We start from the raw sequence: 15,416 nt of genomic DNA on the forward strand, positions 1-15,416 counted from the left end.
TCGCGCCGGGCCAGCCTGCACGCTTAACGCCCCTTCCACTCCGGCGGCCGCCGGCCTACAAACGCCTCCACCCCTTCGCGGAAGTCTTCGCTCCCGTAGCACAGGCGCACGAGATCATCGGTATCGGCCACCGCCTCCACGGTCTGCCGCCGCAAGGCCTCCTTGACGACCGTCTGCGTAACAGGCGCCAGCGCGGCAAGCCGGCTGCATAGCGCAGCGACCTCGCTCTCCAGCGACTCGGCAGCATAGACGCCTTCCAGGAATCCGCACGCCAATGCGGCATCGGCGTCCAGGATCTGCGCCAGCAGCAGCATGCGCCGCACCGGCTGCAAGCCCCACGCCGCGCGCAGCTTGGCGAGGTTCAGCGCCGACAGCGTGTTGCCGAGGGTCTTGGCGATCGGCACGCCGAAGCGGGCCTTGGACGTCGCCACGCGGAAATCACAGGCGGTCGCGATGGCAAGCCCGCCGCCCACCGCCCAGCCCTCGATCACGGCAACGGTCGGCATCGGCAGCTGTTCGACCAGGCGGATGCCCTCGTCGATGCGCGCTTCGTAGGCCACCCCGTCATCGCCATTCGAGAATTGCCGGAACTGCGCGATATCAGTGCCCGCGACAAAGGCCTCCCCGCCCTCCCCGCGCAGCACTACCACGCGCACGCCCGCGCTGCCATCCGCCGCGAGCGCGCGGCAGTGAGTGGCGAGTTGCTCGTACATCGCCCACGTCATCGCGTTGCGCGCGGCCGGGCGGTCGAACGTCAGCGTCGCGACCTGCCCCTGCACCGTCAGCCGGACTTGCCCGTCGCTGCCAGCACCGCCTTCACGCTGGCTCGCCCCGGATTGACCGCCTCCCCGCGGCTGCGCGGCGCTCATGCGCCGAACGCGCCGGCCGCGGCCAGCGACTGCTGTTCGTCCTTCGACAGCCCCAGCTCGGCCAGGATTTCTTCCGTATGCTGGCCCAGCAGCGGCGGCGGACGGCGTACCTGCTGCGGCGTGCCGCCCATCTTCACCGCGAAGCCGATATTGGGCACCTTGCCCTCGATCGGGTGATCGATCTCGATACGCATCTGGCGGTGACGGCCATGCTCGCTGTCGAAAGCTTGCGGGTAGGTCAGGATCGGCCCGGCAGGGATGCCGACTTCCAGCAGCTGTTCGATCCAGTAGTCGGCGCCCTGCCTGGCGAAGCTCTCTTCCAGTGCCGTGATCAGTGCCTGCCGGTTGGCCAGCCGCAGCGCCACGGTGGCAAAGCGCTCATCCGCCAGCAGGTCCTGCCGGTCGAGCGTGTTGCACAGAAGCTGCCACAGCTTCTGGTTGGTAGCTCCCATCACAAAGTAGCCGTCGGCGGCCTTCATCGCCTGGTAGGGCGCGCTCATGCGGTTGGCCGTGCCAAGCGGCTCGGGCTCGCGGCCCGTGCCCCAGTACTCGCAGGTGTCCCACACCGAGAACGCCAGCGCCGAGTCGAACAGCGACGCGTCGACATACTGCCCCTTCCCCGTCTCCTTGGCGCCGATATAGGCCGACAGCATGCCGTAGGTCGCGAACAGCGCGCAGCCGATATCGGCCACCGGCACGCCCGCCTTCACCGGCGCGCCGCCCGGGTAGCCGGTGACGCTCATCACGCCCGACATCGCCTGCGCCATCAGGTCGAAGCCCGGCCGGCCGGCCCACGGCCCGCTCTGGCCGAAGCCCGAGATGCTGCAATAGACCAGCTTCGGATTGATCTTGCTGAGCGTCTCGTAGTCGATCCCCAGGCGCTTCATCACGCCGGGGCGGTAGTTCTCCACCAGGATGTCGGCCGATTCCGCCATGCGATAGAGCACCTCCCGGCCCGACTCGGTCTTCAGGTCCAGCGTGACACTGCGCTTGTTGCGGTTCATGTTGAGGAAGCCCATGCTGTCCGGGCCCTTCATCTTGAACCCCATCGCCCCGCGCGTCTGGTCACCGCCTTCTGGCGGTTCGATCTTGATCACGTCGGCGCCGAGGTCGGCCAGCAGCATGCACGCGTAGGGCCCGGCCATGACCTGGCTGACGTCGAGCACGCGCACGCCGGACAGCGGCAGTTTGGTGGCAGGCGCTTGCGCGCCGGAATCGGTGAAATCGGTCATCGGGTGCTTCCTGGGAAATTCGACAAGTCGGCGGATGTGGGCGCGGCGGCTCCGCGCCATCAGCTCTCGGCCTTCACGCCGGCGTCCTTCACGACCTTGGCCCACTTGGTAGACTCGGACGCGATGAAGGCGCCGAACTGCTGGTTCGTGCCGCCGGAGTCCTCGGCGCCAAAGCTCTTGAGGCGCTCGGCCACATCGGGCATCGCCAGCACGCGGTTGACGTCCGCGTTCATGCGCTGCACCAGCGCCGGCGGCATGCCCTTCGGCCCCACCAGGCCGTACCACGACGCAGCGTCCAGGCCGGGGAAGCCCGACTCCGCCAGCGTCGGCACATTGGGATGGCTGGCCGCGCGCTTGAGCCGGGTCTGCGCGATTGCGATCACCTTGCCCTGCTGGATAAAGGGCGTGGCGGCGGTCATCGTGTCGAACGCATAGTCGATCTGGCCGCCCATCAGGTCCGCCACCAGCGGGCCCGAGCCCTTGTACGGGACGTGCACCACGTCGATCCTGGCCTGCATCCGGAACATCTCCAGCGCCAGATGCTGCGCCGAGCCGATGCCGGACGAGCCGAAGGAAATCTTGCCCGGGTTCTTGCGGCACAGCGCCACGATGTCCGAAACGGTGCGCATCTTCTGTTCCGGACGGCAGGTGAGCATATTGGGCGTGACGCCCACCATCGAAATCGGGGTGAAATCAGCGCGGGGGTCGTACTTGACGTCCAGCAGCGCCGGGGCGATCGCATGGCTGTTGACATGCGCCATCAGCAGCGTGGTGCCATCCGGCGGTTGCTTGGCCACATAGGCAGCGGCGATCGCGCCGGTCGCGCCGGGCTTGTTCTCCACCAGCACGCTGGTATTCCACATGACCCCGAGCTTCTGCCCGATCACGCGCGCCAGCACATCCGTGCCGCCACCGGGGGCAAACCCCACTACGATGCGCACCGGCCCTTGTACGTCAGCGGCGGCGCGCGCCAGGCCGGGCATCGCCAGTCCGGCCGCTGCGGCCAGGATGAATTGTCTGCGCTGCATTGCGTGTCTCCGTAGTACTAATCGTTATGGAGCCATCTTCCGCAATGCGCGCGCCAAGGGCTATCGCTATTTTGGGGATTCTGGTTTCGCGTTTTGCGCAAGCACTTCCAGGACGCTGAGCGCGGCGGAGGAAAGTGCGCCATGGGGCCGGTGGCATAGCACGAACTGGCGTCGCGCCCAATCTTCCGCGATCGGCAAACGCACGAAGCGGCTACCGCCTGCCACCTCGCGCGCAATCGCCTCCGGCATCACGCCGCCGCCCAGGTTCTGGGCCACCAGTGCGGCGATGCTGTCGAAGCCGCCGACGCGCATCCGCATATGGAGCACGCGGCCGGCTTCCTCGGCCAGACGTTCAAGGCCGATGGAGATGGCCGAGCTTTCGCCGAGGACGATCAGGTCGCAGTCGAGCACGTCTTCCGAGGTGACCTGCTTGCGCTTGGCCAGCGCGTGGCCGCGCGCCACCACCAGCACCAGCTTGTCGGTCCGGTAGAGCGCGGTCGGCAGGTCCACGACGCCCAGGCTGCCTTCGTAGATGCCAATGTCCACGGTGCCGCGGCGCAGGGATTGCTGGACTTCCAGGCTGTTCATTTCCTGGAGGTCGATGCGGACGCCGGGGCAGTCGGTGGCGCAGCGCTGGATGTCGAAGGGGAGGAACTGGATGACTGCTGACTTTGGGGCGGCAACGCGTACCACGCCCAGGTCGCCGCCGACGAAGGAGGCGGCGTCGTCCTGCATGCGCTGGACGGTGTGGGTGATGCCGCGGGCGTGGGCTAACAGTGCGCGGCCGGCTTCAGTGCAAGCCATCCCATGGGGAAGGCGCTCGAACAGCGAGACGCCTAGTTGGGCTTCCAGTTCGAGGATGCGGCGGGAGGCGGCGGCGGGAGCCAGATGGAGGCGTTCGGCGCCGCGGGTGATGCTGCCCAGGTCGGCGACGGCAATGAAGAGCTGGACAGTGGTCAGGTCGAAATGCAGCCGAGGAAGGCGAGAGGAGGCGGAGGACGTCACGATGGTCGCATCTGCTGCGTCGTTGCGGAAGAAAGGCTGCCGGGCTGGGGTTGGGCCCTTCGAAAAAAGAGCCGTGGCGGCCCGATTTTCCACCGCTCAAGCGATCTCGGCAATTGCAGATTCCCATGCAACCCTCGAACGAGTATTTGGGCGGGACCGGGGCAGCCGCTGATGATTGATGCGCTTCGCGGCTAGGCCGGACTGTAATCGTTGTGTCGTCCCGCCATCCTCCTTACATCTAAGCTTGTTGTCTGAAGCGATGGAAGCTAAGTCCGCATCAAAAGCGCTCTGCGCCATCGAATGCATTGAACTTCTTCACGTCTGCCACCTTGTAGAACAGTTTCAGTGCGGAGCCTTTCGAGGGTGGAATTCGGCCTACAAAGGCCGATCTCACAAAAGCCGCACTGCCGTTGCCGTTGCTTTCCATCAGGCACACATATTGAAGTCCACGCTGGCGCAACAATGCAAAAGCTGCAAGGCCCGGTTCCTCAACTCTTGCTGGCCGGAATTTGCCGACCGCAACCGCTCGCATGATGTAGCCACGATGTGTACCTACGAAGATATAATCCTTGAGTCCGCGCTTGCTGGTCGCATAGCCAATCCGAAGCCTGTTTCTGTCGCTGGCAGGTATAAATAGCCGATGGCCGGGTACCGTTACATCATCAATCAGATGCGCCTCCCCTTCAATTGGGACAATAGAAACCGAAGCGTCAGTCGATTTGTCAAATAGCAGGCAACTATCGATGACCGCCTCCGGCACCAGTTCGGCATGTGCAGAAACTGAAAGTGCGACAAGCAAAGCCAGAATGGTGGGCCGTATCATCTGTACTCCTTCGCACGGGTGACTGTCACCCAATCCCGGCCATAACGCCAGAAGATGGTGCCGCCTACGCCTGCGGTGGATTCATAGACCCAGGAGTAGCGTCCAACCTCCTCCCGCACAGTCTTCACCTGTCCGCCTACCTTCTTCTTGACTGTTTTGTACAGAATTTTCGTCTTCCCTGAGTCGCTGATTCCGTAAATATTGTGAACAGGATCCGTGATATGGATTCCGGACTTTACTTTCGCGTGATGCTTGTAGTTAGACTTTATGTCTGCTCCATCCCAAAAATACGCGCCATTCGAGAAGTCTACGCCTCCTGAGAAAGCATTTCGTGCGGCCTTGACTGCATCGGACATAGGCGGGCTCTTTTCAATGTCTTTCTCCGTGGCCTTCATTAACTTAGCGTAGCGCGCGTTGCCGTCTGCTCTCACAAATGAAAAATTCTTGTCCTTCGATGTAAAGGCATCGATGGTGGAATAGCCCCTGGCTTTCATCTGACGGACCATCACACTTGCCAGTGCGGCCATTTCTTCGTACAGGTCCCTTGTTGACGACTCGCCATAGGCGATAGCTGCCAACAGACGCTCCTCAGAAGACAGAGCTGAACTTGCCGACGCCGATCTTGATACTTCTGTCATGCTCGTGTTTCCTTTGCCTTGTCCAGCCACATGACGATTTCCATGGACACGCCACCGCGCACCGTCGGGGTTGCTCCGCTGCCAAACGGGGTATCCTGGCTAATCCGCTGCCCCTCAACAAATAGGTCATAGCGATAACCTTCCTCCCCCGCGCCGGTCTCGGCATCAACAAGCTCGTAGTATTGCTCAATGATTTGCGTATCGTGACTTGCCGATACTACGCTGGAGCTTGGCCCCGATGAGAGTGGCGGCGCATAGTGCCCCATCCGGTTTACTTCTATGGTGAAATTGGTCTGGGAGTGGATGACTATCGGGTTGGTCGGGCACTTGCAATAGACGCGCGCGCCGCTCACCAATATTTGTTTCCCACGCAGATCAAAGGCAGGGTAACAGTCGTTCATCACAGGCCCGCCAGCCTTGCAGGCCAGACAGGTTGCATAGTCGCCTTCGACACCCACCTTCACACCGTGATGGAACATGCTCTCGCCGGTGGCGATGAGTACACCGTTTGCGTTGGTCTTGTCCCCATCTAGCAGAGCATAGCGAATATCAGGCATTACAACTCCTTATGGCGGTGTTGGCGTAAAAGACGTCGTCTTTTTTGGGTTGGTAGCGGACCAGAATACATAGGTCCGGCGTAGTGTGGGGATGTGTCCGCAAGGGTGGGCCGCTGTGGACAGCGCTACGCAAGGTTTAGCATTCCTTAGAGGGAAAAGGATGAGCGAATCGGACCAATGAGGTGTTCTGTCCAGCGCGGACACGTCTGGTTCATGCTGCAGCTAGTCGACTGAGGTAGCTTGCAGCGACTTCGCCTGGCGTTCGGTACCCCAACTTCGAATGGCGCCGTTGGCGATTGTAAAAAATCTCAATGTACTCACGGACAGAGGCCATGGCTTCCAGCCGGGTGGCATACCGATGGTGGTACACCAACTCTGCTTTCAGGCTGCCCCAGAAGCTTTCCATGGGCGCATTGTCGTAGCAGTTTCCCTTGCGTGACATCGAAGCCAGCATGCCGAACTGCGCTAGCAACCTGCGATAGCCGTGAGCACAGTATTGGCTGCCCCGGTCTGAATGATGAATCAGGCCGGGCCGTGGCCGCTTGCTGCGCACCGCCCGGAACAGCGCCTCGCCCACCAATTCCTGTGTCATTCTGGGCCCCATCGCGTAGCCCACGATCTCGCACGTGTACAGGTCCTTGATTCCTGCCAGGTACAACCAACCCTCATCGGTCGCGATATACGTGATGTCTGTCACCCACGCGGCATTTGGCCTGTCGGCTTCAAATTTCTGCTCCAGTAGGTTGGGCGCCACTGGCAGATTATGAGCCGAGCGAGTTGTCGCTACGAATCGACGCTTTTGCCGACACCGAATCCCCATCTCGTTGCGCAATCTGGCCAGCCGATCACGGCCGACCACGAATCCATCGCCAGCCAGCTCGCGCTGCAGGCGCCGCGTACCGTACGTCTGACGCGTGCGCTTGTGGGCTGCCCGGATCGCCAGACGCAGCCGCTCCTGTTCCGGACTGAGCCCGTAAGGTCTGTGTGTCCAGTCGTAGTAGCCACTGCGCGAGACCTCCAATACCCGGCACATCAACTTCACCGGATACACTTCTCGCCATTGACTCACGAACGCGTACCGGGCAGTGATTCCCTGGCGAAGTACGCCGCGGCTTTTTTTACAATATCGCGCTCCAGCCTCGCCTCGGCCAGCTCCTTGCGCAGCCTCGCATTCTCCGCCGCCAACTCTGCCACTGTCACGCCCCCTGGTGCCGCTGCTGTTCCAGGCGCCTTGGCTTTCGACACCCAATTCGTCAACGTGCCCTTCGGAATCCCCAGACGCTGCGCGGCCGACTGCAGCGTCAGTCCCTGTTCCAGCACCAGTCTCACGGCCTCTGCCTGAAACTCTTCCCCGTACGTCTGTCTTGCCTTGCTCATCTGTGCACACTCCTGATCCACGATCTTAATCTAAGGACCAAGCGTGTCCGCCTCGATCAGGCTACCTCACAACATTCAACGACCCAATTCGACACAGCCATGCTTCCACTAGGGGCGCCCGCCCCGCCATAGGACGGTTCCGAATCTGAATGAAATGAATTCGTATCAGAATTTAGGTTGCACAAGCACAGCGCGCAGGTGTCGGTGCCACCATCAGGGTGTCACTTGGCGGCAAGCAAGGCCGCTTCCTGTTGCTTCGATCGAAGCAGATGCCTTGAGTACGGCTGCAATTGCGTCGTTTCCCGCGTGAAAGGCTCGTTGGAGAATTCTGGCCTTCGTCGGATGAGGTGCGGGTCGATGGCGGTGCCGATGTCGCAAGATGGCGGGAGTCAATGGCTAAGGAAGCGCCGTCGATTGAGCACGGCGGCCATAGTCCAGTGTTGCGCCGAATATCTCCGGGCTGCGCTTATGAAGGCATACGGGCGACCGTACGCCCACATCTAACCTGCTCAGTTACAACGCATTCGCGTGTACCGCGTCCAAGGCATCACAAACAATTGCCAATTGCTCGGCGAGCGCTGTTGAAGCCGGCATCATTGGCAAACGCAGTTCCTCAGACAGCAAGCCTTGCCTGGCCAGTAATGCCTTGACCGGTCCAGGGTTAGGTTCTGCAAACATCAGCCGAATCAGCGGCATCAGGGCATGGAAAAGCTCGCGGGCAACGCTCAGGCGCTGGTCATCCACAGCGCGCCACAGCTCCGAAAAGAGATCAGGCCGAATGTGCGCTGACGCAACGATCGCGCCCTGCCCGCCCATGCATAGCGTGGCAAGCAGTTGGTTATCCTCTCCCGCGAGAACTGCCAGGCGGCCATCGGCGATTAACGCTTGCGTGGTTTCAGCATTGCCGCCGCAGTCCTTGATTCCTCGAATATTGCCGTGGCTTGCCAACGAGAGCAGCGTTTCGGCGCTCAGCGTCGAGATAAAGTCAAATCTGGTGTATGAAGGTTGATCGTGGCCGGTCGTCAGGCGGCGAGTTTCTGCTGAACCGGCGGATTGTCTTGCGCCGGGGCACCGTCCTTGAAGGGGACGCCCTTCAAGAGCAGTTCGATGTGTTCGGCACCTTTGATGCGGCGCCATGTTTTCTCGGCTTCCTCGATCAGCTTGAAGGCCAGGCCAAGGAAAGTCGCTCGTGACACGCAATTGCGCGTGCGCGTCGTGCGGTGACGCACGGTCGCGAAGGTCGACTCAATCGCGTTGGTCGTGCGGATGTGCTGCCAGTGCTCGGCCGGGAAGTCGTAGAAGGTCAGCAGGCTGTCTCGGTCCTTGGTGAGCACGCCGGTGGCCTTGGGGTACTTGGCGCCGTAGATCGTCGCAAAGCGATCGAAGGCAGCATAGGCATCTGCCCTGGTGGCCGCCATCCAAATCGCCTGCAGATCTGCCTTGGCGCGGCCGTGCTGGGACTTGGGCAAGGCGTTCAGGACATTGCCCATCTTGTGGAACCAGCAACGCTGGGCGCGCGTGGCCGGGAACACCTCCTCCAGGGCAGCCCAGAATCCCATGGCGCCATCGCCGACCGCCGCCAGCGGGCCAGCCTGCAGGCCGCGGGATTTCAGGTCCAACAGTACTTCCACCCACGATGCCTTCGATTCCCGATAGCCGTCACCGATCGCCACGCGCTCCTTCCTGCCGTCTGGCGTAACGCCGATGATGACCAGCAGGCATTGCCCGTCCGATCCCTCGCTACGCAGACCCGTGTGGATGCCGTCCACCCACCAATACACATGGCGCGCCGCCGACAGATCACGCTGATTCCAGCTCGCATGCTCGTCTGCCCACTGCGCCTTCAATCGGCTCACCACGTTGGCCGATAGCCCTTTGGCATCCTCACCAAGCAGCACCGACAACGCCTCGCTCATGTCGCCTGTCGATACTCCCTTCAGATACAGCCAGGGCAGCGCTGCACTCACCCGCGGCGACTTCCTCACATACGGCGGCACGATCGCCGAGTTGAACTTCACGCCAGACCCGGACCGATCGCGCACCTTGGGCACCTTCACGGCAATCGGGCCGGCCCCCGTCAGCACCTCGCGCTCCGGGAGGTAGCCATTGCGAACCACGGCGCGCTGCCCGCTCAACGTCTTGACGTTACTGAACTGCTCAAGCAGCTCTGCCAGCTCCACTTCAATCGCCTCCTGGATGACCCGCCGAGCCCCGCGCCTGATCAGCTCCTCGAGCCCAAGCCCGATTTCCGATAGACCGACTGCTTCTTTCCCTTTATCCTTGCTCATGGTGGACCTTTCTTGTGCTGGTTTCCGATCTCGACAATCAGATTCTCAGCGGAAAGCTCCACCGCCCTCTACTCCGCGCCTCAAATTCCCCGCCCGTACACCAGTTTCGACTTTAGCTCCTCAGCGTCACACCGGTTCGGTAGGGGATGTCATAAAGCACCAAGGGTGCCCGAGATCTGTCGGCCAGCTCGCGAAAATACCCCTTCAATCCTTCCTGCGACGGTCTTATGTAGTACGGTGCAGGCGCCAGCACCCCCGCCAGCGGACGTTCGCCAATCCTGTCCAGACGGCCAAGCACATGCCGGAGATTGTTGCCAGCCAGGCCCATCATGACCGGCAACTCCCCGACCTCGGCCAGCACGGTATCCAGCACCGCCAACTGTTCCGCCTCATCGAGCGCGGCGGCTTCGCCGGTGCTGCCGCACACCACCAATCCCGCCAGGCCGCTGCAGCGGTAATAGGCCACTAGCCGCCGCAGCGCGACGTGATCAACCTCATGGTTGCGAAAAGGAGTGACCAGGGGTAGCCAGATACCACGATAGAGATATTCCACTTCTTGCATTGCATGCTCCGGATCGACCGATTCGGAAACCGCACAGGCAAGCGACGGAGCAAGATGCGCTCAAGACAGTAAGGGGGATTGGCAGACCGTCTTTTACATTGATGCTGTTCCGTCGCTCAACTGACGGAACAGCGCGCTCCGGTCAGATGAGCGACTGTTTTTTGAATTTGGCGCGCGCGCCCCACTGCGGCTGGTTCGCAGTGAGATCAAGAGAGAGGGAGGCGGGGCGGCGGCTCATGGTTGCGTCAATCTATCCGCTTCTCCGCAATCTCGTCAAGCCTGGCTTGGAAGGGCTCTCCTCCAAGGGGCTATCGAATCAACGCCCCCAACCCGGCTCTTCGCGGTACGGCATCCAGCGAAAACAACTCCATTCGCGCAGCATCAAAGCGCGCACACTCGGCCTTAAGCCACGTAGAGAAAATGGTCGTGCGCCGATCCTCAGGATTACGAGAATGCAGCATGTAGCGCGCCGGCGCGCGTACGTGCTTGCCGAAGACATTCACCAGCCGTCCGCTCCTGATCCCGTCATAGACCAGGGCCGTGCGCCCCATCGCCACCCCCTTGGTGGTTCAGCGCCGCGCTGATGGCAAGGCTCGACAGATTGAATTGCGGCCCCTCCAGCTGCGCAATCCATGCCGGATGAAAGGCCTCAAGCTACGTCCGCCATTCCACGAACTCGGCTGCGCCGACCCATGGAGATGCGTCATGCAGCAACACGACGCCGTCGAGCGAAGCGCCATCAGATAACCCAGAATGCCGGGCGAGGTACTCGGGCGTGGCCACAGGAATCAGGTACTCATCCAGCAAAACGTCAGCGTGCAACTGTCTGTAGCGGACGGGGTCGTAGCGAACTGCCACGTCAATGTCTTCCGCGTCCGAAGCCGGCCGCGTCGTGGATGCCGCGCATCCGCTCTTCGTCTATCTGCCCTGCGGTGTCGGCGGCGCACCGGGTGGTATCACTTACGGTCTCAAGGCACTGTTCGGCGAACATGTGCACTGCTTCTTCGCCGAGCCCGTGGCCTCGCCGTGCGTACTGGTGCAGTTGGCCTCAGGTGCGCAAGCTCCCGTATCCGTCTACCACATCGGCCTGGATAACCGGACCGACGCCGATGGCCTCGCCGTCGGCCAGGCATCGCATCTGGTCAGCCCGTTGATGGGTTCCCAACTCGCCGGCGTGTTCACCGTCCCCGACGTTGACATCCTCCTCTCCCTCGACCTTCGGTCGCCGCTTGTCGGCGGAATGGAAGGGGATTCCTACGGCGCTACGCGGTGAGCTGCGCAGCCACTTCGGTGGGTTCCTGTTTCGCAGAGCGGCCTAACTGCACCGGCTCTCCACAGGCTGCAACGCGGTGTCCCCGCGCCAAAACGTTGATCGCGCCGACCACGTCGGCGTTTTCCTCGAAACCGCATTCGATGCAGGCGAACCGAGCTTGCGTAAGCCTGTTGTCCGCGCTTACGCAACCGCACGCCGGACACGTCCGGCTCGTGTTCTCGGGCGGCACTGCGACAAGCCAGCCGCCGTTCCATACCAGCTTGTATTCCAACTGGCGGCGGAATTCGAACCAGCCCTGATCCAGAATCGCTTTGTTCAGGCCGGACTTGGCCCGAATGTTCTTGCCCGGCTTCTCGGCACTGCCCGCTGCCGACCTGGACATGCTCCTCACCTGCAAGTCCTCGATACACACCATCGCGTGGTTTTGGCTGATCGTGGTCGTGGCTTTGTGCAGGTAATCGCGGCGGGCATTGCCGATGCGGGCGAGAATGCGCTGGACGCGGGCTTTCGCCTTCTTCCAGTTGCTGCTGAATTTCTGTTTGCGGCTCATCGTCCGCTGCGCTCGGCCCAGCCGAGCTTCGTGCCGCTTGAAACTATTGAGCGGTGCAAGGTAGCTGCCGTCGCTGAGTGTCGCAAAGCGTGTCACGCCAACATCGATGCCGACGGCGCTGGTGCCCTGAGGCACGGGCTGCTCGACCTCACGTTGCGTCTGGATCGAGACGAACCACTTGCCCGCGCTCATGGATACTGTAGCGTTGCGCACCTCGCCCTGCACATTCCGGCTGTTTCGTTAGTGCAGCCATCCAAGTTTGGGCAGGAAGATACGACTGTTGGCCTGATCCAGCTTGATCTGTTTCGGGTCCGGGTAGCGGAAGCTGTCGCGTTGCCCCTTCTTCTTGAAGCGCGGGAACGCGGCCCGTTTGGCGAAGAAGTTCTTGTAGGCTCGCTCCAGTCCTTGAGCGCATGCTGCAGCGGATGAACGGGAGAGTCCTTGAGCCACGGTGTCTCCGGCCCGTTGCGCCATCCCGTCAGGTGCTTTGCCATGGCGACATAGCCGATGAAGTTGCCGCCGGCCTCGTAGTTTCCCTTCTGCAACGCCAGCGCCTTGTTGTAGACGAATCGGCACGATCCGGAAAAGCGGCGCATGTCGCGCTGCTGTTCGCCGGTCGGCTTCAGTTCGTATTTGAAGGCTTGAAGTCGTTGCATCGGCCCATTATAAAGTTGGCCAATGAGAGAGAAATCGCATTCGGCACGGCAGGCATTGCGTCTTTCTGATGCGCGTGCATTTGATCTAGAAGACGCCACACTAACCGCTGAAATGGACGCCTGTGGCGTCCGCGCTATCCTTCCTCGCCCTGAAGGACGAGGTTTGACGCGCATTCCGATCAACAGCCTGGCGAACCTTGGCGGCTTCGTCAGCCCGCACCTGATCGGCTGGATCCGCGACACGTACCACAGCACCGCGCCTGCCATCTTCATCATCGCCGCCGCGCTTGTCTCCAGCGCCCTGATCGCCCTAAGCTTTGATCCAAAGAAGGTCAATCGCTGATCGCGCGCAACACATAGCTCCCGGAGGCATTCCCGTGACTTCAGACCAATTGCCCGTCCGCCTGGCCGTTGCCGGACTCCTCCACGAGACCAACACGTACGCCGCCGAGTTCGCGGGCATGACGCCGCTGCGCGTGTTCGAGCAGTATCGGGGCAACGAAATCCTGGCGGCGTTCGACAAATCGAATCATCAGGTGGGCGGCTTTATCGAAGGCGCGCGCAGGACCGGCGCCACGCTCATTCCCACCTATGTCGGGCAGGCGACGCCCTCGGGCACGATCGAAGCCGGCGCGTATGCCGCCATGAAGCAAGACATCCTCGAAGGCATTCGCGCTGCGCTGCCGGTTGACGGCGTGCTGCTGGCCCTGCATGGCGCCGGTGTCGCCGACGGCACTGAAGACGTCGAAGGCGACCTGGCGCTTGCCGTTCGTGCGCTGGTCGGGCCGGGTGTCCCGATTGCCGCGGTCTACGATTTGCACGGCAACATGACGGACGCGATGCGCGACGCTTGCGACCTGACGTTGCCGTGCAAGCTGTATCCGCATACCGACTTCCATGACCGGGCCGTCGAAGCCGTCGAGCTGCTGCTTGAGATGATTCGGGGCGGGCTCACACCGGTCACCGCAATGCGACGCCTGCCGATGCTGCCGTACATCGTGACGACACAAGACGGGTTCATCCCAGCGGAAGTCAACGACGTTTGCCGGAAGCTGGCCGCACAGCCCGGCGTCATCGACTGCTCGTGGTTCCATGGTTTCCCCTACGCGGATATCGCGGCCCCCTGCCCGGCGGTCGTGTGCACCACAAGCGGAGACGCCGCGCTTGCGCAGCGTTGCGTCGACGAAGTCGCGCAATGGATCTGGTCGCATCGCGAGGCGTTCCGTCCGACATTTCCGGCCCCCGCACAGGGCGTCGCCCTTGCCCTGTCGGCGGCAGAGGGGCCTGTCGTTGTCAACGAGTACGCAGACAACCCGGGCGGCGGCACACCCGGAGACGGCACGCATCTGCTTCGCGCGTTACTGGACGCCAATCCGCCCGCCGGCGCGTGCTGTTTCGCGTCGATCAATGATGCTGCCGTGGTTGCACAAGCACAGCGCGCGGGTGTCGGCGTCACGATCAGGGTCTCACTGGGTGGCAAGCAAGGCCGCTTCCAGGGCGCGCCCATTGAGGCCGATGCCTATGTGAAATGCATCACGGACGGGCGCTTCGTGAATCGCCCTGGATCGATGTTCGAAGGTGTTCGCTTCGACCTGGGGGTGATGTGTCGCCTCATCATCAACGGTGTCGATGTCATCGTGGCTTCGCGTGCCGAGCAGATCTTTGATGTCGAGCCGTTTGTGCTGCATGGGCTGGATGTCACTGGGTACAAGCTCGTTGCGATCAAGGGGGCCAACCACTTCCGTGCTGGATATCGGACGGTGGCTAAGCAGATCATTTCTGTCGACAGTGAGGGCTTGAGTACAGCTGCGATTGCGTCGTTTCCGCGTGAAAGGCTCGCTGGGGCGTTTTGGCCCTTGTCGGATGAGGTGCGCTTCGATGGCGGTGCCGATGTCGCATGACGGAAGCGAGACTACGTCATCAAACGAGTTGGGTGCCCCGTGCGCAATCGCGGCGGCCGCAGCGGCTATCCCGATGAACAGGCCCACGCGCGTGGGGAGCATGTGCCCAGCCTCCTTCGCGTAATTCTTCCGAGGGATCTTTGACGTCTTGGCCTCCTAGCCGATCGCCGGGCCATCGTGGTGCCTGACGTGCCCTTATAGGAGATTGCCAGCGGCAACGGTCATGCGTAGCCTATTTCATCGTCAAGTGATGAACACACTCTCGCAGCGGCCTTACCGCACCCGGACAGCTTGCGGTCATCCTCTCAGGAGCCGCCATGAAAATCAAATCCACTGGCACGCACGTACGGACTATCAAGATTAGTCGGACTCAATTCCCGGCTGTTCCAAGTAACAGCAATAACTTCACTGGTCTGCGGACGATCCCTTGGATTCGCTTGCGAGGTCTTTGGTTGGAGCGGGCTGGATTCAGCGTCGGCCAATCCCTGAAGGTTAGAGTTCAGCATAAGCGGATAGTTATTTGGGTGGAGTAACGTAGACAGTCAATCCGGTGGGCGCCGGCGACGGCACCTACCGACCCATCTTGGTCCGTCATGTCGTTACTGCGTCTGGCTGGCAACGGATGACTAGGAGACATAGCCTCCCCGCAGTGATGCT

General features: G+C 61.9%; 13 protein-coding genes and 4 pseudogenes. 4 read left to right on the forward strand and 13 right to left on the reverse strand.

The window, feature by feature from the left end; genetic code table 11:
• Positions 1-23: 23 nt before the first annotated feature.
• The 12 genes and pseudogenes from AC5WJ1_RS14495 to AC5WJ1_RS14550 all read right to left on the reverse strand — a co-directional run bounded on the left by AC5WJ1_RS14495 (position 24) and on the right by AC5WJ1_RS14550 (position 11,237).
• A complete protein-coding gene (locus AC5WJ1_RS14495; protein ID WP_494476183.1) occupies positions 24-869 on the reverse strand; it encodes an enoyl-CoA hydratase/isomerase family protein in 846 nt (281 codons plus the stop codon).
• Positions 866-2,101 (reverse strand): CaiB/BaiF CoA transferase family protein, encoded by a 1,236-nt coding sequence (locus AC5WJ1_RS14500; RefSeq protein WP_195431195.1) that lies wholly within the window; start codon positions 2,099-2,101, stop codon positions 866-868. The genes AC5WJ1_RS14495 and AC5WJ1_RS14500 overlap by 4 nt, the downstream gene beginning before the upstream one ends.
• A 59-nt stretch (positions 2,102-2,160) precedes the next feature.
• Positions 2,161-3,129 carry a Bug family tripartite tricarboxylate transporter substrate binding protein gene (locus tag AC5WJ1_RS14505; protein WP_434033388.1) on the reverse strand — a complete coding sequence of 323 codons (969 nt, stop codon included), beginning with the start codon at positions 3,127-3,129 and terminating at the stop codon, positions 2,161-2,163.
• 66 nt (positions 3,130-3,195) lie between these two features.
• Positions 3,196-4,134 carry a LysR family transcriptional regulator gene (locus tag AC5WJ1_RS14510; RefSeq protein ID WP_135705950.1) on the reverse strand — a complete coding sequence of 313 codons (939 nt, stop codon included), beginning with the start codon at positions 4,132-4,134 and terminating at the stop codon, positions 3,196-3,198.
• Positions 4,135-4,411: 277 nt separating this feature from the next.
• On the reverse strand, positions 4,412-4,957 hold the full coding sequence (locus AC5WJ1_RS14515) for a hypothetical protein (protein ID WP_240745899.1): 546 nt from the start codon (positions 4,955-4,957) through the stop codon (positions 4,412-4,414).
• Complete coding sequence (locus tag AC5WJ1_RS14520) at positions 4,954-5,595, reverse strand: hypothetical protein (RefSeq protein WP_434033387.1); 642 nt, start codon at positions 5,593-5,595, stop codon at positions 4,954-4,956. Before AC5WJ1_RS14520 ends, AC5WJ1_RS14515 begins: the two co-directional genes overlap by 4 nt.
• Complete coding sequence (locus AC5WJ1_RS14525; RefSeq protein ID WP_135705952.1) at positions 5,592-6,152, reverse strand: PAAR domain-containing protein; 561 nt, start codon at positions 6,150-6,152, stop codon at positions 5,592-5,594. Before AC5WJ1_RS14525 ends, AC5WJ1_RS14520 begins: the two co-directional genes overlap by 4 nt.
• A gap of 211 nt (positions 6,153-6,363) precedes the next feature.
• Positions 6,364-7,529, reverse strand: a protein-coding gene (locus AC5WJ1_RS14530) for an IS3 family transposase (RefSeq protein ID WP_494476184.1) whose coding sequence is annotated in 2 segments (ribosomal slippage) — positions 6,364-7,265 and positions 7,265-7,529 — 1,167 coding nt in all. Because the reading frame shifts where the segments join, the coding sequence is not laid out codon by codon here.
• Positions 7,530-8,042: 513 nt separating this feature from the next.
• Positions 8,043-8,504: pseudogene (locus tag AC5WJ1_RS14535) on the reverse strand (dihydrodipicolinate synthase family protein); the annotation flags it as partial.
• Positions 8,505-8,551: 47 nt separating this feature from the next.
• Complete coding sequence (locus AC5WJ1_RS14540) at positions 8,552-9,817, reverse strand: IS256 family transposase (RefSeq protein ID WP_022540107.1); 1,266 nt, start codon at positions 9,815-9,817, stop codon at positions 8,552-8,554.
• Between the two features lie 121 nt (positions 9,818-9,938).
• Positions 9,939-10,379 (reverse strand): annotated as a pseudogene (locus AC5WJ1_RS14545) (dihydrodipicolinate synthase family protein); the annotation flags it as partial.
• 654 nt (positions 10,380-11,033) lie between these two features.
• Entirely contained in the window at positions 11,034-11,237 is a 204-nt protein-coding gene (locus tag AC5WJ1_RS14550; RefSeq protein WP_240745900.1) for a hypothetical protein, read from the reverse strand.
• Between the two features lie 16 nt (positions 11,238-11,253).
• Here AC5WJ1_RS14550 and AC5WJ1_RS14555 point away from each other — a divergent pair.
• A pseudogene (locus tag AC5WJ1_RS14555) lies at positions 11,254-11,592 on the forward strand (D-serine ammonia-lyase); the annotation flags it as partial.
• A 49-nt stretch (positions 11,593-11,641) separates the two neighbouring features.
• Here AC5WJ1_RS14555 and AC5WJ1_RS14560 read toward each other — a convergent pair.
• Positions 11,642-12,858: pseudogene (locus tag AC5WJ1_RS14560) on the reverse strand (RNA-guided endonuclease InsQ/TnpB family protein).
• A 22-nt stretch (positions 12,859-12,880) separates the two neighbouring features.
• On the opposite strand from AC5WJ1_RS14560, the gene AC5WJ1_RS14565 reads away from it, so the two are divergent.
• The 3 genes from AC5WJ1_RS14565 to AC5WJ1_RS14575 all read left to right on the forward strand — a co-directional run bounded on the left by AC5WJ1_RS14565 (position 12,881) and on the right by AC5WJ1_RS14575 (position 15,292).
• Positions 12,881-13,201: a hypothetical protein gene (locus tag AC5WJ1_RS14565; RefSeq protein WP_205751638.1), complete on the forward strand. Its 321-nt coding sequence runs from the start codon at positions 12,881-12,883 to the stop codon at positions 13,199-13,201.
• Positions 13,202-13,235: 34 nt separating this feature from the next.
• The gene (locus tag AC5WJ1_RS14570; RefSeq protein WP_494476185.1) at positions 13,236-14,759 is read left to right on the forward strand and encodes a M81 family metallopeptidase; all 1,524 of its coding nucleotides are present in this window, start codon (positions 13,236-13,238) and stop codon (positions 14,757-14,759) included.
• Between the two features lie 317 nt (positions 14,760-15,076).
• Positions 15,077-15,292, forward strand: coding sequence for a SymE family type I addiction module toxin (locus AC5WJ1_RS14575; RefSeq protein WP_135705955.1), 216 nt, complete (start codon positions 15,077-15,079; stop codon positions 15,290-15,292).
• Positions 15,293-15,416: the final 124 nt, after the last annotated feature.

This window comes from Cupriavidus sp. MEYA8, from assembly GCF_059278825.1.